The following is a 25,958-nucleotide window of genomic DNA, read 5'->3' as shown; positions in this document are numbered from 1 at the left end:
TTAATCTTAACTTTGCATTAAAATAATTAATATGCATAAAGCAGGTTTTGTAAATATTATAGGCAATCCGAATGTTGGTAAATCCACTTTGATGAATGCATTTATTGGTGAAAAATTATCAATAATTACATCCAAAGCACAAACTACAAGACATCGGATTTTAGGAATTGTAAATGGTGATGATTTTCAGGTTATATTAAGTGATACGCCAGGAATAATTAAACCAGCATATGAGTTGCAAGAATCTATGATGGATTTTGTAAAGTCAGCTTTTGATGATGCAGATGTTTTAATCTATATGGTTGAAATAGGTGAGAAAGAACTAAAAGATGAAGCCTTTTTTAATAAAATAACCAATTCTAAAATTCCTGTTTTATTATTATTGAATAAGATTGATAAATCTAATCAAGAACAATTAGAAGAGCAATCCGTATTATGGCAAACTAAAGTACCTAATGCTGAGTTTTTTCCTATATCAGCAACTGAAGGCTTTAACGTTCAGAATGTATTTGATAGAATTATAGAATTATTACCTGAGTCCCCTGCATTTTATCCGAAAGATCAATTAACAGATAAACCTGAACGATTTTTTGTAAACGAAGCTATTAGAGAAAAAATTCTAATACATTATAAGAAGGAAATTCCGTATGCTGTTGAAGTAGATACAGAAGAGTTTTTTGAAGAAGATGACATTATTAGAATGCGTTCTGTTATTATGGTAGAGCGTGAAACTCAAAAAGGTATTATCATTGGGCATAAAGGTTCAGCGTTAAAACGTGTTGGTGTAGAAGCGCGTAAGGATTTAGAAAAATTCTTTGGAAAACAAGTTCACTTAGAATTGTACGTAAAAGTGAATAAGAACTGGAGAAGCAATCAGAATCAGCTAAAACGTTTTGGTTATAATCAACGATAAGCGCTAAGGGTTTCTTTCATAAAATTATTTAGTCGGTGCATTTCTGGTTTTCCTTTTGCGCGTCCTAATCGACCTGCAAAATAGAGGACGAACCAAATGATTATCATAAATAGTGATGCAAATAATTGTATAGTATAAGCGTTTCCTAGGTTGGCATTAGTGTATGCCCAAACTCCAAACCCTAGGCATAAAGCAGCTACTATAAAATGAAAAAACATAAACATGGTCCAAACCGTTGGACTAGGTCCAAATAAGCCATGAACAATTGCTTTATGGCTTGTTTCTTCGTTAATTTCTAAATGCAATTGCGGTGACCAAAAGTGTTGATCTTTTTTAGGGAACTTTATAAAAACATGGTCATCTATTCTAGAAACTATAAATTCTTTTTCAGTCGTTTTCATACCCTCGAAAACTTTTAATATGCTTTCATTATTCGAATTAATTTCAAACTTAAATCGAGGTCTTAAAACGATATCATTAGGCAGTGCCATAGTTTATAGTGTAACTATTTTTTAACGTAGAATAAGGAATTCACAACGTCTATTAATTGAGAATTCTGTTTCTGTACAGTTTTCACCACAAGGAACTAACGGCTTAGTTTCTCCATAACCTTTAGACGTTAATCGTGCTCTAGGGATTCCGTTTTCTACAAGATATTCTAAAGTAGCACGCGCTCTTTTTTCAGAAAGATCCATGTTAAATTCATATCCTGCCCTAGAATCTGTGTGTGCACCAAGTTGTATTTCCATCCTAGGATATTTTGTCAGTAATGCTACTAATACATCTAATGTTCTTGCCGCTTGTGGTTTAATATCCCATTTCGCAAAATCGAAATAAATATTCTCTAATTCGATATACGTATTACCTTCCTCATCATCTGTAACGATTTCTTCAGCATCTTTATAAGATTCAATTTCTAACTCAATATTAAACTCAATATTACCTTTGTCATTGGTGTCAAAAAATTCAAGTTGAGGAATGTACTTTGGTTGAAAGCCTTCAACTGAATAGTTTTGGCTTGGTTGCGTCGGAAGTTTATATCGTCCATCTTCACCTACTAATTGTTCGGCAACAACATTACCCTCTTTATCAAATAGTGTTACTGTGGTATTTGGAAGAATTTTACCTGTGACTTTATCTGTAACGAAACCTTCAATAAAATAAGTTCTCTCATTTTCGATACGTTGAAAAGTATAGATATTATCTAAACCAGATCTGTTAGAGGATATATATCCTGTATTTATAGAATCTACAACGACAAAAGCAAAATCATCTTTTTCACTATTTATGGTTTCTCCTAGGTTAAGGGCATCTAAAAATTCATTATTACTTACGCTACTGGCAAATAAATCTAAACCTCCAAAGCCATGCTTACCATTTGAAGAAAAATACAACGTACTATCTGCAGCAATAAAGGGAAACTGTTCCCTGCGAATCGTATTAATATTTTCACCTAAGTTGATAGGAGTGCCAAAAGTATGATCTGCAAAAACATCCACATAGAAGATATCAAATGAGCCTAAAGTATTTGGCATATCACTCGAAAAGTATAACCGAGTTTCATCACTATTTAATGAAGGATGCATTGTGGAGTAGGTTTCGCTCGAAAAAGAAACAGGCTCTATATTTGTCCATTCTTCATCAATAAGTTCGGCTTTAAAAATACTAACAACAGCAATTTTTGTTGAATCTAAATCAATTCGTTTTTTGAGATTCCGAGAAAAATACATGGTTTTGCCATCTTTGGTAAACACAGCATTACTTTCATGTTGTTTTACAGTATTGATTTCATCGCTAAATGGTTGTATACTGTCTAAGGTTATATCGTCTCCTTTTGAAACCACTCCTTCGTATAAATCTAAATAGGGTTTACCATTCCAATTATAGTTTGGGTTCTCTATGTTTTTAGTGGATGCAAAAACAACTTTATCTCCATGAAGTCCAATTCCAAAACTAGAACCTCCAACATCTTCTGTTAGATTCTTTAATTCATATTTATAAGGAACGATACGTTTTAGTAACTCCTTTAATTCAGGTGTGTTTATAGTATCATTTAGATGTTGTGTAGAAATTTCATCTGCTTTTTCGTAATTCTTAGTGCCTTTTAAAACTTGAAAATATTTAAAATAAAAATCTTCGGTTAGCTCAGTATTAATTTTGGCATCATAAACCTGTTTGTATGCTTTGTAAGCTTTATCAAACTCTGAGTTATAATAATAACAATCTCCTAATTTTTCTAAATTTTCAGCCGTTTTAGCCAGGCTTGAAAAAATCTCGGCTGCCTCAACATAGGCTTTGTTTTCATAAAGAATGTTTGCTTTTTTTGACGATTGAGAAAAACACAGGGTTCCTGTTATTAAAGCCGCTAATAGTATATATAGTTTTAAGGTTTTCATGTGTATTCAATTAGAAAAATCTAGGGGATTTATCGTAGCCTTTGCCGAGATTACCGATGTTAAATAATAATAATAGTTCATGCGAACCAGAATTAAATCGTCCTAAATTAGAGATTGTGTGGTCGTAAGCATAACCAATACGAACCGCTGACGACATAGAAAAATTAACCATACCAGTTACCGAATCATCATAGCGATAACCAACACCAAATTCTACTTTTTCATACATTAATACATTAGCTGTTACATCTACAGATAATGGTGCATTGTTAACATACTTAGCCATAAAAGCAGGTTTAAATTTAAAGTTATCTCCAAAATTTAGAACATAGCCACCAGTTAAAAATAAATGCATGTTTTCTGAAGCTTCAGAAACAACTCCACTATCATCTTGAAGATGTTTGGTCTGTAATAAATTAGGAGCTGATAAGCCTAAATAATAATTTTCTGAAAAATAATATAAACCGGCTCCAACATTAGGAAGGGTTCTATTTATATTTTCTGCAAATAAAGGATCAGGTAGTGGATCTGAATACACAAATCCATCAAAATTAGTACTGTAAAATGTGGCTCCTGCCTTTATTCCAAAAGATAAACTTGAATTATCACCTGCAGGAATAACATAGGCAATATCAGCATAAGCACTTGTTTGTTTAACAACATCACCAATTTCATCATGAACAAAAGAAAGACCACCTTCTAAACGATCTGCAATCTTAGAATGTATAAATAACGATCCGGTTGTTGGTCCGCCAATAGATCTAGCCCATTGTGATCTGTAAAGTAAACCGATGTTCATCGAAGTATCATCATCAGTTGCGTATGCAGGATTTATGACACTCATATTATACATATACTGTGTGTATTGCGGATCTTGTTGTGCATATGAAGAGAACCCTAAAAATAGAGTTATAATCGCAATGCTATATGTAGTTAATTTACGTATCATTTTAATATTTCATAATTATCTGTTTAGATAGACTCGTCCTTGTTGTGCTTCGCGTTCACCTTCATTAAATTCTAAAATATAAAAATAAACACCAGCAGGAAGCTGTGTATTGCTGTTTTTCGATGTCCCATCCCATTTAGGTGAATTAATATCACCTTCATAAAGTATATTTCCGTACCTATTATAAACACTTAATTTAAAATTTGGGTACAGTTCATCTAACCATAAGATATTGAATTCATCATTAATGCCATCGTCATTTGGTGAAAATCCATCAGGTATTAAAAGCTCTCCAACACAAGTAATAAAATTAATACTAACTTCTAATCTTGTTGCGCTTTCACAACCAGATTCCGATGTTAAAGCTCCATAATAAACAACACCATCTTGTAATGCTGCTGTGCTATTATAAGGAATACCATCAATTGGTTGATCGTACCATATAACAATTTCTTCATCAATAATATTAGTTGATAAGTCTGCTATGGTTGGATTATCCTCCGAGCAAAATTCATCACCACTACTAATAATCTCTGGTGTAGGTAAATTTTCTACTGATATTGAGACTGGTTCTATAGTGTCGGTAATAGCACTACAATTTTGTCCTAAAACGAATAACTGAGAAAGTGTAACATTAGTTAAACCTGAATTTGGTAATAATGCCTGTGCAATTGTAAACGTAGCATTTCCTCCTATTATAGTAATAGCTATTGTATTTACTGAATTGTTAGCATCAGTAAGTTGATACACTATAGAGTAATCTCCATCTGGTAATTGATTAGCTCCTGTAATATCAATAATAGCATCTTCTAAACCTACACAAACAACACTATTAACTGTTGACATTGTTAGACCTGTAATGTCTGGAATATCTATAATAGTAACAGTTACGTTAGCTGAATCTGTTAATCCACATTCTTCAGAGGTAACAGTATATGTGTAAATACCAACAGAGTCTATGGTTGGATCGTAAACTCCGGTTCCACTTGTAAGTGCAGGTGTCCAAACACCTCCTGTGTCTGGGGTACCTCCAATACTGTCAAAAAGATTTATTGGTTCGGTTTGATCTATACATAAGTTAAGTGCATTATCGCTACCAGCATTTGGGTCTGGTATAATTGATACAACAACTTTAGAGGTATCACTTGGGCAAGCAGCACCAGCACTAGAAACGGTATAGGTATACGTTCTAGGAATATCAATACTTGGATCAAATATTCCAGTTCCACTTGTAAGTTGTGGAGACCATGTTCCTCCAACATCTGGATTTCCTCCTAAAAGATCAAATAAATCAATGATTGGGGAATTACTGCACAGTTCAACTGTTCCATCTGTTCCCGCATTATTACTACCAGAAAAAGATACTGCTACAGTTGCAGAACTCGTACCACAAGAATTAGTTAGGGTATAGGTATAAATACCTTCTAAATCCGTATTAGGATCTAAAATCCCTGTTCCGCTATTTAGGGCAGGAGTCCATGTTCCTCCAATGTCAGGTGTTCCAGCTAGACTGTCAAATAAATCGAAAGCAACTGTTGAGTCGCATAAATTTAGTGTCCCATCATTTCCTGCATCAGGCTCTTGTGAAAGAGAAACTATAACTGTTGCTGTAGCGTCAGGACAAGAAGGACTAGAAATAGTATAAGTATAAGAACCAGCAGCATCAATACTAGGGTCAAAAACACCAGTTCCACTTGTTAGCGCAGGTGACCACGATCCACCAACATCTGGTGTTCCGCCTAAACTATTAAATAAATCTACCGCTGTATCTGTACTACAAAAATCAACTGAGCCATCTGTTCCAGCATTATTAGTAGATGAAAAAGAAACGTCAACAGTTGCAGTGCTCGAGCCACAAGAACTGGTTAATGTATAAGTATAATTACCTTCTGGGTCTGTAGTTGGATCAAAAATTCCGGTGCCGCTATTTAGGGCTGGTGACCAAGTTCCACCAGTTCCAGGTGTGCCTGCAAGACTATCAAATAAGTCTACTGTATTAGTTGAATCACATAAATTTAGTGTCCCATCATTTCCTGCATTTGGCCCTTGAAAAACTGAAACTATAATTGTAGCCGTAGCATCAGGACAATTAGGACTAGAAATTGTATACGTGTAAGAACCCGAAGCATCAATACTAGGATCAAAAATTCCCGTTCCACTATTTAAAAAGGAGACCAAGTGCCACCAATATCTGGCGTTCCTCCTAAACTATTAAATAAGTCTACCGCTGTATCTGTACTACAGAAATCAATGGCACCATCAGTACCAGCATCATTAGTGTCAGAAAAAGAAACCTCAACAGTTGTAGAGCTTGTGCCACAAGAATTGTTTAGCGTATAGGTATAAATACCTTCCGGATCAGTATTCGGGTCTAAAATTCCTGTTCCGCTATTTAGTGTAGGAGTCCATGTTCCTCCTGTTTCAGGGGTTCCAGCAAGACTATCAAATAAATCTACTGTATTAGTTGAGCTACATAAATTGAGTGTCCCATCATTCCCTGCATTTGGTCCTTGTAAAACTGAAACCATAACTGTAGCTGTAGCATCAGGACAAGCAGGACTCATGCTTGAAATTGTATACGTGTAAGAACCAGCAGCATCAATACTAGGATCAAAAATTCCTGTGCCACTAGCAAGTGTTGGAGACCATATCCCTCCAACATCAGGTGTACCACCTAAACTATTAAATAAATCGACCGCGACATCAGTACTACAAAAATCAATTGAGCCATCGGTTCCTGCATCATTGGTACCTGAAAAAGATACCGTAACAGAAGCTGAACTAGTGCCACATGAATTATTTATTGTATAGATATAAATACCTTCTGAATCTGTGTTAGGATCTAAAATACCAGTACCACTATTTAAGGTAGGAGACCATGTTCCACCAGCATCAGGACTTCCTGCAAGACTGGCAAATAAATCTACTGAATTTGTTGAATCACATAAGTTTAATGTACTGTCATTTCCAGCATTTGGCCCCTGTAAAATTGAAATTAAAACTGTTGCAGAATCATCAGGACAAAGTGTTGCACTATTTGAAACCGTATAGGTATAAGAATTTGCTGTATCTAAACTTGAATCAAAAATTCCTGTTCCACTATTTAAAGAAGGAGACCAAGTTCCACCAACATCTGGTGTTCCTCCTAAACTATCGAATAGATCTAGAGTAATGGTGTCATTACTACAAAACTCTACAGTACCATTTGTTCCTGCGTTATTAGCATCAATTGTGGTAACTGTTACATTTGCCGAAATAGCTCCACATATAGAGTTTATGGTGTATGTGTAAATTCCATCTGCATCTGTATTAGGATCAAAAACTCCAGTACCACTAAGAAGTGTAGGTGACCATATTCCTCCTGTTTGAGGTGTTCCATTAAGACTATCAAATAGATCTGCTGTATTTGAAAGGCTACATAAAAGTAATGTACCATCACTACCAGCATCTGGTGATGGTACTAAGGTAACCACAACAATGGCAGAATCATCTAAACACGGTGCTGTTCCCGTAGTTGAATAGGTATAAGTACCTCCAGAATCAATACTAGGATCAAATATTCCTGTTCCACTAGATAAAGAAGGAGACCATGTTCCTCCAATTTGAGGCGTTCCTCCAAGACTATCAAAAAGATCAATTGTGCCATCATCACTACAAACTGTAACAGCTCCATCTATTCCTGCGTCAAGGAATGGAGTAACGGTTAATGTAATTGTTGCAGTTGCGTCTGCACATGGAGTTATTCCGGCTACTGTATATATGTATGTATCATCTGTATCGATTAAAGGGTCATATATGCCAGTTCCGCTTGCAAGTGCTGGCGACCAAGTTCCTCCAATTTCAGGTGTACCTCCCAGATAGTCAAATAAGTCAAATGTTCCGTTGTTACTACAGATATCGATTGTAGCGTCTGAACCAGCATTTGGTTCTGGTATAATGGTGACGTTAACATTTGCTGAAGCATCCGGACAAGGAGAAATACCATTTACTGTATAAGTATAAATTCCTGCTGTATCAATCGAAGGATCAAAAACTCCAGTTCCACCATTAAGGGAGGGAAGCCATGTGCCACCAGTTTCAGGAGTACCACCTAGACTATCAAATAAATCTACTGTTGTTAAATCATTACTACAAATTTCTAATATTCCATTTGAACCCGCATTTGGCAATGGATTCACAATGACCGTAACTGTAGAGGATTCATCAGGGCAAGGCGCATTTCCTGTAAATTCATATGTGTAAACTCCTGGACTATCAATAGAAGGGTCAAAAATTCCTGTTCCACTATTTAATGCAGGCGACCAAACACCACCAGTATCTGGTGTGCCTCCTAAACTATTAAACAAATCTATACTTCCTGTAGTATCGCAAATGTCTATAGTTCCATCTTCTCCAGCATCCTTATAAGGAGTTACCGAAACATTTACTGTTGCAGTTGCGTCTATACAAGGTAGAGTACCGCTCACTGTATACGTGTAAATACCATCTGAATCTATAGTTGGGTTAAATTCACCAGTACCGCTTGCCAGTGCAGGTGACCAAACACCACCAGTTTCAGGTGTGCCTCCTAAGCTTAAAAATAAATCGATGACATCATTATTACTACATAAATCTAAAGTTCCGTCTGTACCAGCATTAGGTTCTGGAATTAAAGTTACAGTCACTATTGCAGATTCATCAGGACAGCTATTATTGGAACTTACGGTATAAGTATATATGCCTTCAGTATCAATATTTGGATCAAAAATACCTGTACCACTATTTAAAGTTGGTGTCCAGACTCCTCCAGAATCAGGAGTGCCTTGAAGTTCTGTAAATAGATTGATTGTAGAGTTTGTATTATCACATAAATCTAAAGTACCATCCTCACCAGCATTTGGAGCGATATCTAAAATAGCTAAAACGGATAAACGTCCTGTACTTTCACAAGGAGGATCTAAAGTTGTAGCATAATACGTTTGCCCACTTATTAAAGGAGTAGAAGGTGGTAATTCTAATGCGGAAAACAATGATATATACCAATTGTTGTTACCGCTTGCTACTAAATCACCAACTGTAGGTGTGAATTCTGGCGTAACACAAAAATTTTGAACCATATCTCCAGTTGGTATAGGTGTAGAGCCAACCAATACTAAAACAGATAATCTTGATGTTCTACAGCTTCCATCTGCACTTGCTTGATCTGCGTAATATATAGTGTTATCATTTAAAATATCGGTCTCATTTAAAGGAGTACCTCCGGAAGGTGATAAATACCATTGAACATCATTTCCTATAGCCACTAAGCTGCTAACCGTAGCTAAAGAAGGGTCGTCTAAACAAACTCCTTGAAAGTTGTCTCCAACAGGTGGTCCGTAAATTGTAATATCTACCCTCGCTCTTGTACCACAGCTTCCTGAATTGTCGTCTGCATAATAATCTTGACCGTTAATAAGACTTTCTGAATTGAGTAAAGGAACAGTTGAAGTAGGTGAGTCGTACCAAACAATGCCACCTCCATTATCAATAGCTTGTAAATCACCAACGAGTACAGATTCTATATCACAAAGTGATTGCGAACTATTGGTAACTGTGGGACACTGAGCATTAACGGTTGTTAATCCACAGAATATTGAAATAACAAGAAATGCTAATAGTATAGGATATCTTTTAAAACTGTACTGTTTGGCTTTCATTAAAAAAATTTATAATAATTACTTTTGTTGTAATCAACGCCATATATTTAAGAACAGCAAGTTCTCTTGTCTTGCTATATTGAGAGATCGAGGGAAAACAAATATATGTAAATAGCCCTTACATAGCAAAATTAAAACCTACAGTTTTGTAGTTTTTTTATTGGTCTCAAATGTTAGCTAAAACTAGGTGTTTGAAGGAGTTTTTGTTTTTATTCTTTACAATTTTAGTTGTAAATTATATTGTTTTGCCTAGGTCTATACTATTTATAGATGCATAATTCTCAGTTTATATGCTTGTAGGAATTAGTAATGTAATTGATTTTAATTACCATTGATAAGTTCTATCATGCCTTCGTTAGAATTATATTGCATTAAATAGATACCCGTGTTTGAATAGTTTCTATCTGTGGTTTTTTGATAATCAAACTTTAAATGGGGCTGTTCTGAAAGTGTTGTGTTTATAATGTCTTCAAATGAAGAGTTTTGAGAAATCCTTAATAAAATATCAAAGGTTACATTAAATCCTAAAATGGCATTTTGCGAAGGTTTAGAACTAAATTCATCCTCGTATTTAATTTCAAAAGCGGTAATATCTTCTTTGTTTTGTGGATTTGTAATTGCTGGAAAAATGAGTTGTAGAATTCTAAATCTCATATCTGAAACCTCACTTTGTTTTGGCAGTAGTGAAGATTCAAGCATTACTAATTGAATATTATGATCAGATAATTTACCCATCAAGGCTGTAGTTGTATTGAGGAGAACAATAGTTTTTTCGCTATCAAAAACGATATAGTTGAGTTTGTCTGTGCTCAGTTCATTATTTAATGCGTCAGATTTAAAAAAACCTGCATTATCAACTTTTAGGAACTTAGCATCAGGGATTGCATTTAAAATTAAACCTTTATTTCTAGCGTTATTAAGGTCACTAATTACAATAACATTTGCATTTTGTTTTGCTAAATAGTTTAATGTTTTCGTTTTTTGAATGGTATCTGAAGGAATTGATCTGTATACATTAATGCTGTCTTTCGAAACTAAATTAGATTCAATATCAATTATAGCTATTGGAGTGTTAGATTCAATACTAGGGAAATTTGACTTATTGTCTATAAATGGGACAAGAATAGCATTTTTACTATGAGGACTATCGATTGTGATTTTTGATTTTGCAATATTTTTCTTGATCAGCGTAACATCAAAATCGAGATTAAGTGCTTTAGCAGAATCAATAGCGACTTGAGCACCTTGGAAAAAATCGATATACTTTTGAAAATCGGCATTGATGCTGATCATCTTCTGTCGTTCTTCTGAAGAACCAAGCTCTTCACTAGAAAAAGGAGAGTAGAAATACAGTCCGGTTGACGTTTCTGTAACTAAGTTAGTAAATAAAGCTTCGTTTTTATTCGAGTGAATTTTCGTTGTTGCATTTTTTGTGTTAGTATCAACAGTATCAACAGTATCAACAGTATCAACAGTATCAACAGTATCAACAGCATCTGTAGTCGCTATAGTTTGTGAGGGATTAATAGGCATTTTAATAATGTCACCATTATTAACTGACGTCAGTAGTTTAGGATTTAGATTTGTAAAATCTTCAATCGTCATGCCTGCTTTTTTAGCCAAGCCAAAAAGTGTTTCTTTTGGTTCTATGACGTAATTCTTATAGCCATTAGTAGTGTTTATAGAATCTACTTTAGTAATTGCAACTTCATTTGTGTTCGGAATTTCTTCAGAATTATTTACGTCTGAGTTATCTACATTTAATCTGTGACCTGCCATTAACATTGGGACGGTGTGCGGATTTTTTTCTTCAAGCTCAGCTATAGTCATGTTAAAATGTTTAGCTAATTGAAACTTTGTGTCACCTCGTTGCACTAAATAACCTTCATCAGTAGAACTTTCTGAATCTTTAGTTGGTATAATTAAAGTTTGTCCTATTTGTAAGAATTCGGACAAACGTCCATAATTTGCAGCCTCTAATTGCGCAAGACTAATACCGTTATTTCTTGCAATTCCCCAAAGTGTTTCACCTTTTACCACATAGTGCTCTCCTTTTTTTGCTGTACGTGGATTTTCTTTTATAGTTTTGTCTACATTAAGAATATGACCTGCCTGAAGCATCGCTATAATGTGAGGATTTTGTTGTTCTAAGAGGTTGATACTAACGCCAAAACGTCGAGAGAGACCAGATTTTGTTTCGCCCGATTTTACAACATAGTTACTGATGTTGTCATCGTTAATAACAGTGTTATAGGTTGGGGTACTTGTATTGCTAGAATTTGGGATGCGTAAAGTACTGCCAGCGTAAATTACATCTTCAGAACCTGGGTTAAGTTCAAAAATGGCATTGACACTTACTCCATATTGTCTAGAGATCTTATAAACATTTTCGCCTTTTTGTATAGTATGATCTGTATAATTATCTTGAGCGAAACTAAGATTAGAGCCTAAAATAAATAACAATATAAGCGTAAAAAATCTCCTCATTATTTTTTGTAATTTAAATATAACACATTGTTTTTTATGTGTTTGCGTGAAATGTGTTTTGCCGTTATGAATAAAAGTAAGTCTACAAGAAAGGAGCAGTTCTTGGGGAAATAGACCTCTAAATCTGGCACTACAAATGTAAATAAAATCCTATTTAATACACGCATTAAAAATACTAAAAATTAACCCTATCTATCTTAAATTAATACTTGTTATCAACAGGATGTTAACAATATTGTAAGCTAACTTTCATTTCGTTTTATTAGGTTTTAAGATATACAGTGAAAAGTCAATAATAGTTCACTATAAAACGTAAGTATATAGTATCTTTGTAGCCTTAAATAAAAATCAATGAGCAATATAGTAGCGGTCGTAGGTCGTCCTAATGTAGGGAAATCCACATTTTTTAATCGTCTAATAAAAAGGCGTGAAGCTATTGTTGATGCTGTTAGTGGTGTCACAAGAGATCGTCATTACGGCAAAACAGATTGGAACGGTAAAGAATTTTCTTTAATTGATACAGGCGGATACGTTGTAGGTAGCGATGATATTTTTGAGGCAGAAATAGACAAGCAAGTAGAATTAGCTATTGATGAAGCAGATGCTATAGTTTTTATGGTAGATGTTGAGACTGGTGTTACAGGAATGGATGTAGACGTTGCTCAATTATTGAGGAAAGTTAAAAAACCGGTGTTCTTAGTTGTCAATAAGGTCGATAATAATAAACGTCTAGAAGATGCTGTTGAGTTTTATTCTCTTGGTTTAGGTGAGTATTTTGCGATTGCAAGTATCAACGGAAGTGGAACAGGAGATTTATTAGATGCTATCGTAGAGGCGTTGCCAGAAAAGGAAGAAGTTGAGGAAGATCAGTTGCCTCGTTTTGCAGTAGTTGGAAGACCAAATGCTGGGAAATCTTCGTTTATTAATGCATTAATTGGAGAAGAACGTTATATCGTTACTGATATTGCAGGTACTACTCGTGATTCTATTGATACAAAATATAACCGTTTTGGATTTGAATTTAATTTAGTGGATACGGCAGGTATACGTCGTAAAACTAAAGTGAAGGACGATTTAGAGTTCTATTCTGTAATGCGAAGTGTGAGAGCTATAGAACACAGTGATGTTTGTTTAGTAATGTTGGATGCTAATCGTGGATTTGATGGACAGGTTCAAAATATATTTTGGTTAGCCGAACGCAACCGAAAAGGTATTGTGATTCTTGTTAATAAATGGGATTTAGTTGAAAAAGACACTAAAACAGCTAAAGAATTTGAACAGCATATTAGACGAGAAATTGCACCGTTTACGGATGTGCCAATCGTTTTTATATCAGTACTAAATAAGCAACGTATTTTTAAAGCTATTGAAACAGCTGTCGAAGTCTATAATAATAGAACTAAGCGAATTAAGACAAGTGTACTTAATGAAGCATTATTGCCTATTATAGAGCATCAGCCACCACCAGCAAATAAAGGTAAGTTTGTGAAAATAAAATACATTATGCAGTTGCCAACTCCGCAACCTCAGTTTGCATTTTTCTGTAATTTACCGCAATATGTAAAAGAGCCATATAAGCGTTTTTTAGAGAATAAATTAAGAGAGCAGTTTGATTTTAATGGTGTTCCAGTAAGTGTGTATATGAGAAAAAAATAGTAGCTTTAATTTTTTTATGAAAAAATAAAGTTATTTATTTTATTTTATGTTTCTGGTTGTGTCATTTCTATGGGGTTACTCAAAATCTTCCTCCGGAAATAATCGTTACTGGCGAACAAGTGTATTGTCCAGAATCACAAACGGCAATAGTGAGTTCTGTAGCGATTACAGATCCTAATCCCGAAGATACATCGTTATCCGAGATTTTTGTGCAAATAGCTGAAGGTTATCAGAACGGACAAGATACTCTAGAATTAATAGGAATCAATCCTAATATTACGTCTAGTTGGAATCCTGTAGAGGGTCTTTTAACCTTAACAGGGCCAGCAACTTTTGCTGAGTTTGACAATGCTATCGAAAATGTTGTTTTTTATACAACGCAAACGGTATTTACTCAAGATAGACAGTTTTCAATTAATTTAGGAGACGCTAATTACTTGCCAAGTACTGGGCATTATTATTTTTATGTGTCAGAACCAGGAATTTCATGGACAGAAGCTAGAGATGCTGCTGCACAACAAACTTATTTTGGTTTACAAGGCTATTTAGCCACACTAACAACACTAGAAGAATCGCAATTAGCAGGTGAGCAAAGTGCCGGAACGGGATGGATTGGAGGTTCTGATGCCGAAATTGAAGGTACATGGAAATGGGTAACAGGCCCGGAAGCAGGTACTGTATTTTGGCAGGGTAACGCTAATGGGAGTGCACCCAATAATGAATTTGCATTTTGGAATTATAATGAGCCTAATAATGTAGGTAACGAAGATTATGCACATATTACAGATCCATCAATAGGAGTCTTAGGTGCATGGAATGATTTAGCTAATTCAGGTGACCTAGATGTCAATAACCCTTATCACCCACAAGGCTATATTGTTGAATATGGCGGTATGCCTAATGAACCTGATATTAGCTTATCCGCAAGTACAACACTTATAATGCCAAGAGTTTTGGATAATGATATTGCTGTTTGTGGGGCAGATACGTTTGCATTAACGGCTGAAGCTTCAACTTCAGAGGTTTGGTGGTTTGAAACGTCAACTTCAATGACACCAATTCATGTTGGGTTAAATTATGATGTAAATATTAATTCTACGACAACCTATTGGTTATTGCCAGTTGTGCCAGGTTGTACAACTAATACAGAACGATATCCGTTAACAATAACCATAAATGCTATACCAAGTGTCAATAACATTACGATTAGCCAATGTGAGGATGATGTAATGGATGGTATTTCTAATTTTAATCTTAGTACTTATAACGATGTTATTGTCAACGGTGATTTAAATAATTTAGACGTTAATTTTTTTGAAACACTAGACTTATCGAATCCTTTAGATAATGATAGTTATACCAATCTAACCAATAATCAAGTGGTTTATGCACACATATTAAATACTATAACTGATTGTGGTGCAATAGCAGAAGTACTTTTATCTGTAAATACAAATGTTTCAAGTTATACTGTTTTAAATGAATGCGACAATTTAAACGAGATGGGCTTAGTTAGCTTTGACTTAACACTAGCAGAAAGTCAAATTTTAAATTCTCTTGCATCAGATGTTGTTGTTTTAGGCTATTATGAAACACATAGTGACGCATTGCTTCAAGAAAATCAATTGAATAGTAGTTTTACTAATACTGAACCTTATAATCAAATCATTTTTGCGAGATTAGAACAAAATGGAAGTTGTTATAGTATTGCAGAGGTAAATTTAAATGTTCAACATTTGCCAAACCTACTTGAAGACGAAACTGTTTTTTATTGTACAAATACATTTCCAGATACTATATCACTTAATGGAGGTATAGTGGATGATGTTCCAAATAATTTTTATTATAATTGGTCTACAGGTGAAACGACAATGACTATTGAGGTTAATGCTCCAGGTACTTATACCGTAGAAGTAACAAAACCTTTCGGTTGTACTAATATGAGGACAATTACAGTGTTGCCATCAGATACCGCAACTTTTGAAACGATTGATGTTACGGATTTATCTGATAATAATACGATATCAGTGGTGGTTTCAGGAGATGGAGATTATGTTTATGCCTTAGATGACGAAAACGGTATATATCAAGATTCAAATAGTTTTGAAAATGTACCAGCAGGAATTCATTCAGTTTACGTTAAAGATATAAAAGCCGACTGTGGAATTGTATCAACGGATGTTGTTGTTTTAGGATTTCAAAAATTCTTCACACCAAATGGCGATACTGTAAATGATACTTGGCAAATTAAAGGTTTTTCTCTAGAATTATCTGAAAATGTACGTATTGAAATATTCAATCGTTATGGGAAACTAGTGGGATTAATAAATTCTTCGAACCCAAAATGGGACGGTTCTCTCAATGGAGAATTACTACCAACCGATGACTATTGGTTTACTGCAACACTACCAGATGGTAGAACCTTTAGAGGTCATTTTAGCCTTAAAAGATAACTTTACAATAATTTTAAGAAATTTCATACGATTTCTAGCTTTCTTGCGTTTCTAAATCAGCTATTCATCAATCAACCAATCAATCACATGAAAAAACTAACTCTAGTTTTTGCATTTTTATTTGCATTACAATCATTTTCTCAAGAAAAATCATTCGAAATTACAGGAACACTAAAAGCAGAGGATACTGAGTTATCTTTAGAATCTGCAACCGTTTATTTAGAGCGTGTAAAAGACAGTTCGGTAGTTACCTATACCATTTCAGATAAGGATGGGAAATTTAAAATTGAAAATTCAACCTATGATAAAGATCTAAATTTCTACGTCTCATATGTTGGCTATAGAACATATTTTAAGAAAATAGCAATAGATAAAGAGAAAATCGATTTAGGCACAATTGTAATGCCTCTAGATAATCAACTAGGGGAAGTTCTAGTGAAATCTACAGCTCCGATAACGATTAAAAAAGATACTTTAGAGTTTAACGTAAAATCGTTTAAAACGAAAAAAGATGCCAACGTTGAAGATTTATTGAAACAATTACCAGGAGTAGAAGTAGATGAGGAAGGTAATATTACGGTTAATGGAAAATCAGTAAATAAAATTTTAGTGAATGGTAAGCCCTTTTTTGGTGATGATCCTACCATTACCACTAAGAATTTAACCAAAGATATTATTGAAAAAATTCAGATTGTAGATACCAAAACAAAATCGGAAGCCTTCACAGGAGAAGAAGGTGATGATGAGAATAAAACCATTAACCTTACCATTAAAGAAGAAAATAATAAAGGAATTTTTGGGCGTGTTTCTGCAGGTGCTGGTACAGATGATCGCTACGAATTTGCAGGTATGGTTAATCTTTTTGATAATGATAGAAGAGTTAGTGTTCTTGTCGGTGGGAACAATATTAATACGCCAGGTTTTAGCTTTGGTGAGATTTCTAAAATGTTTGGTAATGGAGGTGGAGTTTCTTTTAATAGCAATGGTTCGTTTTCTATAGGAGGTCGATCTTTTGGTGGAGGAGAAGGGATTACAACCTCACAAAATGCTGGTGTAAACTACGCAGATATTATTGGTAAAAACACAGATATAGCAGCAGATTATTTTTATGCGTCCAGTAATTCTGAAAACGAATCCTCATCACAGCGTGAAACCATTTTATCCGATTCCCGCTTTTTTACCAACTCTAATTCAAGGTCAGATAATGATACTGATAATCATTCGGTTAATTTAGAATTTGAAATTGAAACAGATTCTACATTTATGATTAGTATTCAGCCGTCTTTTGGGTATTCAAAATCAAGAACGAGATATTATAGCAACGAAGAGACCTTAGACGAAGACTTAGTGTTAACAAATCAGTCTGAAGTCAACTCTAATGTTGAAAGTTATGCGAAGGAATTTTCTAATCAAATTTCTGCGACAAAACGTTTCGGTAATAAAGGGGCTTTTATTAAAGCGGAAATAGAGACAAGTGTTAACCAACAAGACAGTGATGATTTTTTAAATTCGAACACCGAAGTATTTGGCGCTAATCCAGAGCTGATTGATCGTAATCAATTTACAGACGGTGAAAAGAACAGTTATGGAGTGTCCACAGAATTATCTTACCGATTGCCCATTATTGCAAAAAAGTTCTTTTTAAATTTTGAATACGAATACGCTAGAGATAAAGATAAAAGTAAGGAAAGTACTTATGATTATAATAACACCTCACAAGGTTTTACAGATTTTAGTACAGACTTAAGTACAGATTTTAAATACACAGACTCTCGGAGTATCCCAACGTTTGGGTTAACCTATAATGGTGAAAAATTATATACACGCTTTAACCTTGGTTATAACTTACGTACATTAAAAAATGAAGATGTGTTAAGACCACAATTTAATGTTGAACGAAAATTTGAAAACATAGAAGCCAATTACAGGTTTAATTATAGATTTAGTCCAAAAGCATCTGTTTACGCGAGTTATTGGTTAGATAATAATCCACCAGGCCTACGACAATTGCAAGCCTATGAAGATGTGTCTAATCCATTACAGACTATTATTGGTAATCCAAACTTGGAACCGTCAAACAGACACAGTTTTTACGCAGGTTATAATGGATTCGACTGGCAAAAACGAACTGGTTTTTATGCTAATGTGAATGCTAGCACAACTAACAATCAAGTTGTTTCAAAAACGATTGTAGATCCCGAAACATTAAAGCGAACTACCACTTACGAAAATGTAGATGGTAATTATAATTATGGTCTTTCGGGTAATTATACGAAAGATATAAAATTAGATACCTTAAGGACTCTAAAATTAAAGTTTAGAGCGCGCTATAATTTTTCTGAAAGAATCAATTTTAATAATGACGTAAAATATGCAAGTCAGGTTAAAACGGTTTCACCTAGAATCGGTGTCGATTTCATTTGGGATAAAGTAATGGAGTTTAAACCGTATTACGAATTAAATTTCACTAACAACGCTTATGATATTGCAGCTTTCGAAGATCGCGAATTTACAAGTCATAATGCTGGATTAAGAACGGCAACTTTTTTACCTAAAAAACTAGAGTGGAGAAATGATATCAGCTTTAATTATAATCCTAATGTGGCTGATGATTTTCAGAAAAGCGCATGGTTTTGGAATTCAACTTTGGCCTACAGCATGTTTAAGGATAAAGCCATAATTACGCTAAAAGTTTATGACTTACTAAATCAAAATACAAACGCAAGACGTATTGCTACACAAGATTATATTGAAGATAAACAGAGTACCGTATTAAGGAGGTATTTCATGTTAAGCTTAAGTTATAAGTTTAATAGTTTGGGAAGTAAAGGAGAAACAGGTGGTGGTGATATGATCTATTTTGATTAACCCCAAAGCGTAAATAAAGAGTTTAAAGCTTTGCTGACTCCTTTGTAGTAATTACCTGTACTAAATTCTGGAATCATTATATCATCAATGATGACTTTACATTCGTAATCAGAAATGGTTTGTTTTGTTCCAATTCCTGTTGAAATTGCCATGCTTCTATCGTAATTAGAAATTGTGATGAGTAGACCGTTGTCTTTTTGTTTTGTGCCAACTCCCTATTTTTTACCAACTTCAGTTCCAAATTTCTGAATGTTTGTATTTTTGGGTAAGGAATCTATGGTTAGAATCGCAATTTGGTTGGTCGTTTGTGTTTCGTATTGAATGATTTTGTAAGCTAAAGAATCGCTTTCGACTTTTGAAAATAAATGAGCTAAATCTACAACTCGTTTTTGAGATGAGTTTAATGGAATATGCGATGGGATTGTTTCGACATTAGTCTGCTTTTCTTTACAATTCGAAAATAAAAAGAAGAGCAATATAATTTGAAAGGCTAGTTTTAAGCGCATGAATAAAATCTGAAAGTGAAACAATTTTTTTAAAATAGTGTACTAGAAGCAGAAGGCTGTGATTAAAATTACCAGCCACCTGAAGCGCCTCCACCACCAAAGCTTCCGCCTCCAAAGCCTCCTCCAAAACCACCTCCGCCACCAAAACCTCCTCCTGAGCTGCCGCCAAAGCCACCTGAAGATGACCCTCTAGAATAACTTCCACGTCCCATATTACTTAAAATAATGGCTTCGAGAAGTCCTCCGCTTCCAGCGCGATTTCCTCCATTTCCTCCTCCACGAGTTTTAGAAATGGCGATTATAAAAATGATGAAAATGATAAATAGGAAAAAGATAACTTCAGTTGGGAATCCGTTTTCGGTTTGTCGTGTGCCTTTGTATTCACCAGTCATGACTTCAAAAATCACATCTGTAGCACGGTTTAATCCACCGTAATAATCATTTTTTTTAAAGTAAGGAATGATATCATTATTTATAATACGCTTACTTAAAGCATCCGTTAGTAAGTGTTCAACGCCTTTACCAGTGCTGATATTTATTTTTCGATCGTTTCTAGCTAAAAGAATAAAAATACCGTTGTCTTTATCAGCTTGGCCAATTCCCCATGCTTCTCCCCATTGTGCGCCTAAATAATTAATATATTCCCCATTGGTAGAACCAATGATTGCGACAACAATTTGTGTTGAGGTTGAATCAGAATAGCGTATTAGTTTTTGTTCTAAACTACTTTTTTCTGACGCTGATAATAAATTAATGTCATCATCGTAAACACTAGTTTGAAACTTTGGTTTTTCTGGAATATTATATTGTGCTAATCCAATGAATGGACTCGCCAAAAGTAATAGAACTAAGACTTTAAATACTATGTGTTTTGTTTGTTGCATTATCCTTTTGAGATTGTATTATCCAACTCGTCTTTATCGTTATGATCCCAAGGAAAATATAGCGACAATGCTTTGCCTGCCTCCTGAATACCATCAATTAAACCTTGTTTAAAACGGCCTGACTTAAACTGACTAGAAATTTTATCGCGTGTAGAATTCCAAAAATCGGCACCAACACTATTGTTAATGCCTTGGTCTCCAAAAATCACAAAAGATTTATTGTCTACCGCAACATAGATGAGTACACCATTGCGCTGAATGGTATTATCCATTTTTAAATAATGAAACACTTCTAAGGCATGTTCGTAGACATCAATATCACATTTCTGTTCTATATGTACACGAATTTCACCAGAGGTTTTGCCTTCAGCAATTCTAATAGCTTCAACAATTTCGGCTTCTTCTTTGATTGTTAGGAACTGCTCAATATTTGGCATAAATAGATTTAATTAAAAGTCGAAATTAACGTCTGGAGCATTTTCGCTACCAGCATCTGCTTTATATCTAGGCATTTCTTCAAAGCCAAACCAACCAGCTAAAACTGATCCTGGAAATTTTGACGTATGGATATCATAAATATTTACCTTTTCATTAAAGCGATCTCTTGCTATATTAATTCGGTTTTCAGTACCTTCTAGTTGACTTTGAAGTTCTAAGAAATTTTGATTCGCTTTTAATTCAGGGTAACGCTCTACAGACACTAATAATTTGGATAATGCTCCGCTTAATCCACTTTGCGCTTGTTGAAATTGCGCCATATTATCAGCAGTTAAATTGCTGGCATCAATTGTTGTAGATGTTGCTTTTGCTCTCGCTTCTATTACAGCTGTTAAGGTTGATTTTTCAAAATCAGCAGCGCCTTGTACAGTTTTAACTAAATTACCAATAAGGTCATTTCGTCTTTGGTAAGAACTCTCAACATTAGACCAAGCTGTCTCTGCATTAGCTTCATATTCTACAGCAGTGTTGTTAAATCCTACAGCCCATTGATAAATTGCAAAGCCTAATAGTGCGATAATAATAACTGGAATTAGCCATTTTTTCATGATAGTTTAGTTTTAAAGTTGTGTTTTAATTTTGTTAAGTTGTGCCTTGATGCTTTCAAGTTTCTCGATAATTTCAAATTTCTCTAAAGCTTGTTTTTTTCTTCTTTAAGATGTGTTTTTGCACCTTCAAGTGTAAATCCTCTTTCTTTTACTAAATGGTAAATAAACTTGAGATTTTTAATGTCTTCTGGAGTGAATTTCCTGTTCCCTTTAGCATTCTTCTTTGGTTTTAAAGCATCGAATTCTTTTTCCCAAAATCGAATTAAAGAGGCATTCACTTTAAAAGCTTTAGCTACTTCTCCAATACCGTAATATCGTTTTTCTGGTAAGTCTATATGCATCTTAATCGAGGGATTGGTTTTCTAATGACGCTTTCTTAAGTAAGATATCGTATTCTTCAGCAGATAAGTTACCATAATAAAAATTAATAGGATTGATACGCTCACCATCTTTAAAGACTTCGTAATGCAAATGCGGTGCTTCAGAACGACCTGTACTTCCTACAAAGCCTATTAAATCACCACGTTTTACGCGTTGGTTAACCTTAACATTATATTTATATAAATGGGCGTATAAAGATATGTAACCATAACCATGATCTATTCTAATATGATTTCCATACCCTGTAGATTGGCTATCTGCACGGGTAATTACTCCATCTCCAGAAGCGTAAATCGGTGTGCCACGTGGTGCTGTAAAATCCATACCGTAATGAAATTTCCGAACCTTAGTAAATGGATCCGTTCTATAACCATAACCAGATGCCATACGCGTCATGTTCTCATTGCTTATAGGTTGAATGGCAGGTATCGCTTCTAAAAACTTTTCTTTGTCTTCTGCTAATTTTGCAATTTCATCTAACGATTTAGATTGCACAACAACAGCTTTTTCTAAAATATCTAAACGCTTATTACTTTCAGCAATTAATTTACTGTTATCAAAACCTTCATACTTTTTATAACGGTTAATACCACCAAATCCTGCTCTTCGTTGTTCTGTTGGTATAGGGTTGGCCTCAAAATAGAGTCTATAAATAGCATTGTCGCGCTCTTCAACATTTTCTAAAGCAGCAAAAGCATCATCTGTTCGCTTATTTAACAATTCGTATTGCAATTCCATATTTTGCAATTCTCTTGCCATTTGTCTCTCTTTTGGCGACTCAATATATTGACTAGCAATAAAAACCATCAAAAAAGCAAATAAGGCAGCAGCAGTTAAAAATACAGCAGCATACTTAAGAGTTGTTGCTTTTTTACGCTTTATCTTTCGGTAAGAAAGCGTTTCGGAATCATAATAATATTTTACTTTAGCCATGTTTGAATTTATGCTATTTTTGCAGTATTACAGACATAATTTCGGTTTGTAATTTATTCGCAAAGCAACCAAAGATAAAAAATTGTTTTGCATTTGTGGTAATTAAATACAAACAAGCTATAAATTCAGTATATGAAGTCTCAAGACGTACGATCTAAATTTTTAAAATTCTTTGAAGGAAAACAACATCTTATTGTGCCTTCTGCACCAATGGTATTAAAGAATGACCCAACATTAATGTTTGTTAATGCAGGTATGGTGCCTTTTAAAGAATACTTTTTAGGGAATTCAGAACCAAAGAAAAATAGAATTTCGGATTCACAAAAGTGTTTACGTGTTTCTGGTAAACACAATGACTTAGAGGAAGTTGGTTATGATACCTATCATCATACCTTGTTTGAAATGTTAGGTAACTGGAGTTTTGGAGATTACTTTAAAGAGGAAGCGATCGCTTGGGCTTGGGAATTGCTTACCGAAGTTTACGGGGTTGATAAAAGCATACTTTATGTAACCGTTTTTGAAGGAAGTGATGATGAGGATAACCTTAAAATGGATACGGAGGCTTACGATATTTGGAAGAAATATATTTCTGAAGACCGCATTTTAAAAGGTAATAAAAAGGATAATTTCTGGGAAATGGGAGATCAGGGGCCTTGTGGACCTTGTAGTGAAATTCACGTCGATATTAGATCTGCAGAAGAAAAAGCAAAGGTTGATGCCAAAACTTTGATAAACATGGATCATCCGCATGTGGTTGAAATATGGAACCTTGTTTTTATGCAATACAATCGTAAAGCAAATGGTTCTTTAGAGGCTTTACCAAATAAGCATATTGATACAGGAATGGGTTTTGAACGCTTGTGTATGGTATTACAAGGAGTGCAATCTAATTATGATACCGATGTTTTTACACCGATTATTCGTGAAATAGAAACCATTACAGGTAAGACCTATGGTGATAACGAGGAAGTTGATATTGCAATACGCGTTATTTCTGACCACGTTAGAGCTGTAGCATTTTCTATTGCAGACGGCCAATTACCTAGTAATACAGGTTCTGGTTACGTTATTCGTAGAATTTTACGAAGAGCTGTGCGATATGGATTTACATTCTTAGATAAAAAAGAACCATTAATATATCGTTTAGTAGATGTGTTAAGTAAAAAAATGGGTGAGGCGTTCCCTGAAATAAGAGCACAAAAAGTTTTAATTGAAAATGTAATTAAAGAAGAAGAAGCTTCTTTTTTAAGAACATTAGATCAAGGTTTAGTATTATTAAATCGAATTGTTGAAGAAACAAAAGGAGATACCGTTTCAGGTGAAAAGGCTTTTGAGTTGTATGACACTTACGGATTTCCTATTGATTTAACGGCTTTAATTTTATCTGAAAAGAATTTAAAATTAGACGAAAAAGGATTTAACGAGCAATTACAAAAGCAGAAAGAACGATCGCGCTCTGCTAGTGAAACGTCAACCGAAGATTGGACGGTTTTATTTGAAGACGATGTTCAAGAATTTATTGGGTATGACACTCAAGAAGCTAATGTAAAAATTGCAAGATACCGAAAAGTAACCTCTAAAAAAGATGGTGAAATGTATCAGTTAGTTTTCAATTTAACACCATTTTATCCGGAAGGAGGTGGACAAGTTGGAGACAAAGGAGTATTGCAAGATACACATGGAGATGTGGTTTATATTTTAGATACTAAAAAGGAAAATAATGTTATTATCCATTTATGTAAAAATTTACCAGAACATTTAAACGAAAGCTTTAAAGCTGTAGTGAATAGTGAACACCGTGCATTATCTTCTAGTAATCATACAGCGACACATTTATTGCACCAAGCTTTACGAACAGTATTAGGAGAGCATGTAGAGCAAAAAGGATCTTTGGTGAAACCAAAATCATTACGATTCGATTTTTCTCATTTTTCAAAAGTAACACCAGAGCAATTACAAGAAATAGAAGATTTTGTAAATGCCAGAATTGAAGGCAAGTTACCTTTAGAGGAACATCGAAATATCCCAATGGAAAAAGCTATTGAAGAAGGAGCTATGGCTTTATTCGGAGAGAAATATGGCGATACGGTTAGAACGATTCGTTTTGGGAAATCAATGGAGTTGTGTGGTGGAATTCATGTAAAAAACACCTCAGACATCTGGCATTTTAAAATTGTGTCAGAAGGAGCTGTTGCAGCTGGTATTAGACGAATTGAAGCTATTACAAATAAATCGGTTAGGGATTATTTCGCTGAAAATAACACGGCTTATCTTGAAATGAAAGGCTTGTTGAATAATGCTAAAGAACCTGTAAAAGCATTAGAAAATCTTCAAGGTGAAAACAGCGACTTAAAAAAGCAAATAGAAGAACTTTTAAAGGATAAAGCAAAAAATATTAAAGGTGAGCTTAAAAGTGAATTAACTGAAATTAATGGAATTCAGTTTTTAGCTAAGAAACTAGATTTAAATGCATCTGGAGTTAAAGATGTGTGTTTTGAATTAGGAAGTCAGTTTGATAACTTATTCTTATTGTTTGGTGCTGAAAATGATGGGAAGGCCATTTTGTCTTGTTATATTTCTAAGGAATTAGTGGCGAGCAAAAACTTAAATGCTGGTACAATCGTCAGAGAATTAGGAAAACACATCCAAGGTGGAGGTGGAGGTCAGCCGTTCTTTGCCACTGCGGGAGGTAAGAATCCTAATGGAATTGAGGCTGCTTTGGAGGCTGCTAAGGATTATTTATAGAACGGTTGTAACACAGAGTTTCGCAGAGCAAAAGCGCAGAGATTCACAGAGGGTTAATTTTAAATT

The 25,958-nt window shown here is 34.5% G+C and carries 15 protein-coding genes and 2 pseudogenes; 5 read left to right on the top strand and 12 right to left on the bottom strand.

The features are described from left to right. Nucleotides 1-31 precede the first annotated feature (31 nt). Complete coding sequence (gene era / locus ADIWIN_RS00290; RefSeq protein ID WP_020896547.1) at nucleotides 32-913, top strand: GTPase Era; 882 nt, start codon at nucleotides 32-34, stop codon at nucleotides 911-913. On the opposite strand, the gene ADIWIN_RS00285 is transcribed toward era, so the two are convergent. The 6 genes from ADIWIN_RS00285 to ADIWIN_RS00260 form a co-directional block, all read right to left on the bottom strand. Beyond that, nucleotides 904-1,404, bottom strand: coding sequence for a hypothetical protein (locus tag ADIWIN_RS00285; protein WP_020896546.1), 501 nt, complete (start codon nucleotides 1,402-1,404; stop codon nucleotides 904-906). The two genes, era and ADIWIN_RS00285, sit on opposite strands and share 10 nt — an antisense overlap. 21 nt (nucleotides 1,405-1,425) lie before the next feature. Further along, on the bottom strand, nucleotides 1,426-3,309 hold the full coding sequence (locus tag ADIWIN_RS00280) for an OmpA family protein (RefSeq protein ID WP_020896545.1): 1,884 nt from the start codon (nucleotides 3,307-3,309) through the stop codon (nucleotides 1,426-1,428). A 10-nt stretch (nucleotides 3,310-3,319) separates the two neighbouring features. Beyond that, nucleotides 3,320-4,258, bottom strand: a complete 939-nt coding sequence (locus ADIWIN_RS00275) for a PorP/SprF family type IX secretion system membrane protein (RefSeq protein WP_081669506.1) — start codon at nucleotides 4,256-4,258, stop codon at nucleotides 3,320-3,322. 15 nt (nucleotides 4,259-4,273) lie between these two features. After that, nucleotides 4,274-6,436 carry a T9SS type B sorting domain-containing protein gene (locus ADIWIN_RS00270; protein WP_020896543.1) on the bottom strand — a complete coding sequence of 721 codons (2,163 nt, stop codon included), beginning with the start codon at nucleotides 6,434-6,436 and terminating at the stop codon, nucleotides 4,274-4,276. Further along, complete coding sequence (locus tag ADIWIN_RS00265) at nucleotides 6,421-9,933, bottom strand: hypothetical protein (protein WP_020896542.1); 3,513 nt, start codon at nucleotides 9,931-9,933, stop codon at nucleotides 6,421-6,423. Before ADIWIN_RS00265 ends, ADIWIN_RS00270 begins: the two co-directional genes overlap by 16 nt. Before the next feature lie 321 nt (nucleotides 9,934-10,254). Continuing rightward, nucleotides 10,255-12,420, bottom strand: a complete 2,166-nt coding sequence (locus tag ADIWIN_RS00260) for a LysM peptidoglycan-binding domain-containing protein (RefSeq protein ID WP_020896541.1) — start codon at nucleotides 12,418-12,420, stop codon at nucleotides 10,255-10,257. Nucleotides 12,421-12,771: 351 nt separating this feature from the next. Here ADIWIN_RS00260 and der point away from each other — a divergent pair, with 351 nt between their 5' ends. The 3 genes from der (at nucleotide 12,772) to ADIWIN_RS00245 (ending at nucleotide 19,397) form a co-directional block, all read left to right on the top strand. After that, nucleotides 12,772-14,076 carry a ribosome biogenesis GTPase Der gene (gene der / locus ADIWIN_RS00255; protein ID WP_020896540.1) on the top strand — a complete coding sequence of 435 codons (1,305 nt, stop codon included), beginning with the start codon at nucleotides 12,772-12,774 and terminating at the stop codon, nucleotides 14,074-14,076. A 56-nt stretch (nucleotides 14,077-14,132) separates the two neighbouring features. After that, the gene (locus ADIWIN_RS19230) at nucleotides 14,133-16,529 is read left to right on the top strand and encodes a T9SS type B sorting domain-containing protein (protein ID WP_051155368.1); all 2,397 of its coding nucleotides are present in this window, start codon (nucleotides 14,133-14,135) and stop codon (nucleotides 16,527-16,529) included. A gap of 87 nt (nucleotides 16,530-16,616) precedes the next feature. Next, the gene (locus ADIWIN_RS00245; RefSeq protein WP_020896538.1) at nucleotides 16,617-19,397 is read left to right on the top strand and encodes an outer membrane beta-barrel protein; all 2,781 of its coding nucleotides are present in this window, start codon (nucleotides 16,617-16,619) and stop codon (nucleotides 19,395-19,397) included. Here ADIWIN_RS00245 and ADIWIN_RS21005 read toward each other — a convergent pair. From ADIWIN_RS21005 to ADIWIN_RS00215, 6 genes and pseudogenes are all read right to left on the bottom strand, one after another. Further along, nucleotides 19,394-19,903 (bottom strand): annotated as a pseudogene (locus tag ADIWIN_RS21005) (TPM domain-containing protein). The gene ADIWIN_RS00245 and the pseudogene ADIWIN_RS21005 overlap by 4 nt on opposite strands. Nucleotides 19,904-19,971: 68 nt before the next feature. Next, nucleotides 19,972-20,787, bottom strand: coding sequence for a TPM domain-containing protein (locus ADIWIN_RS00235; RefSeq protein ID WP_020896535.1), 816 nt, complete (start codon nucleotides 20,785-20,787; stop codon nucleotides 19,972-19,974). Further along, nucleotides 20,787-21,224, bottom strand: a complete 438-nt coding sequence (locus tag ADIWIN_RS00230) for a TPM domain-containing protein (RefSeq protein WP_020896534.1) — start codon at nucleotides 21,222-21,224, stop codon at nucleotides 20,787-20,789. Before ADIWIN_RS00230 ends, ADIWIN_RS00235 begins: the two co-directional genes overlap by 1 nt. A gap of 12 nt (nucleotides 21,225-21,236) precedes the next feature. After that, on the bottom strand, nucleotides 21,237-21,833 hold the full coding sequence (locus ADIWIN_RS00225) for a LemA family protein (RefSeq protein WP_020896533.1): 597 nt from the start codon (nucleotides 21,831-21,833) through the stop codon (nucleotides 21,237-21,239). Nucleotides 21,834-21,845: 12 nt separating this feature from the next. Next, nucleotides 21,846-22,174: pseudogene (locus ADIWIN_RS00220) on the bottom strand (MerR family transcriptional regulator). Nucleotide 22,175: 1 nt separating this feature from the next. Further along, a complete protein-coding gene (locus ADIWIN_RS00215) occupies nucleotides 22,176-23,147 on the bottom strand; it encodes a M23 family metallopeptidase (protein ID WP_020896531.1) in 972 nt (323 codons plus the stop codon). A gap of 132 nt (nucleotides 23,148-23,279) precedes the next feature. Between ADIWIN_RS00215 and alaS the strand changes: the two genes are divergently transcribed. Next, nucleotides 23,280-25,892 (top strand): alanine--tRNA ligase, encoded by a 2,613-nt coding sequence (gene alaS, locus ADIWIN_RS00210; protein ID WP_020896530.1) that lies wholly within the window; start codon nucleotides 23,280-23,282, stop codon nucleotides 25,890-25,892. Nucleotides 25,893-25,958: the final 66 nt, after the last annotated feature.

It is taken from the genome of Winogradskyella psychrotolerans RS-3 (genome assembly GCF_000427335.1).
Classification (GTDB): domain Bacteria; phylum Bacteroidota; class Bacteroidia; order Flavobacteriales; family Flavobacteriaceae; genus Winogradskyella; species Winogradskyella psychrotolerans.
The sequence above is the reverse complement of the archived record's forward strand: the minus strand, read 5'-3'. Positions and strand labels throughout refer to the sequence as shown.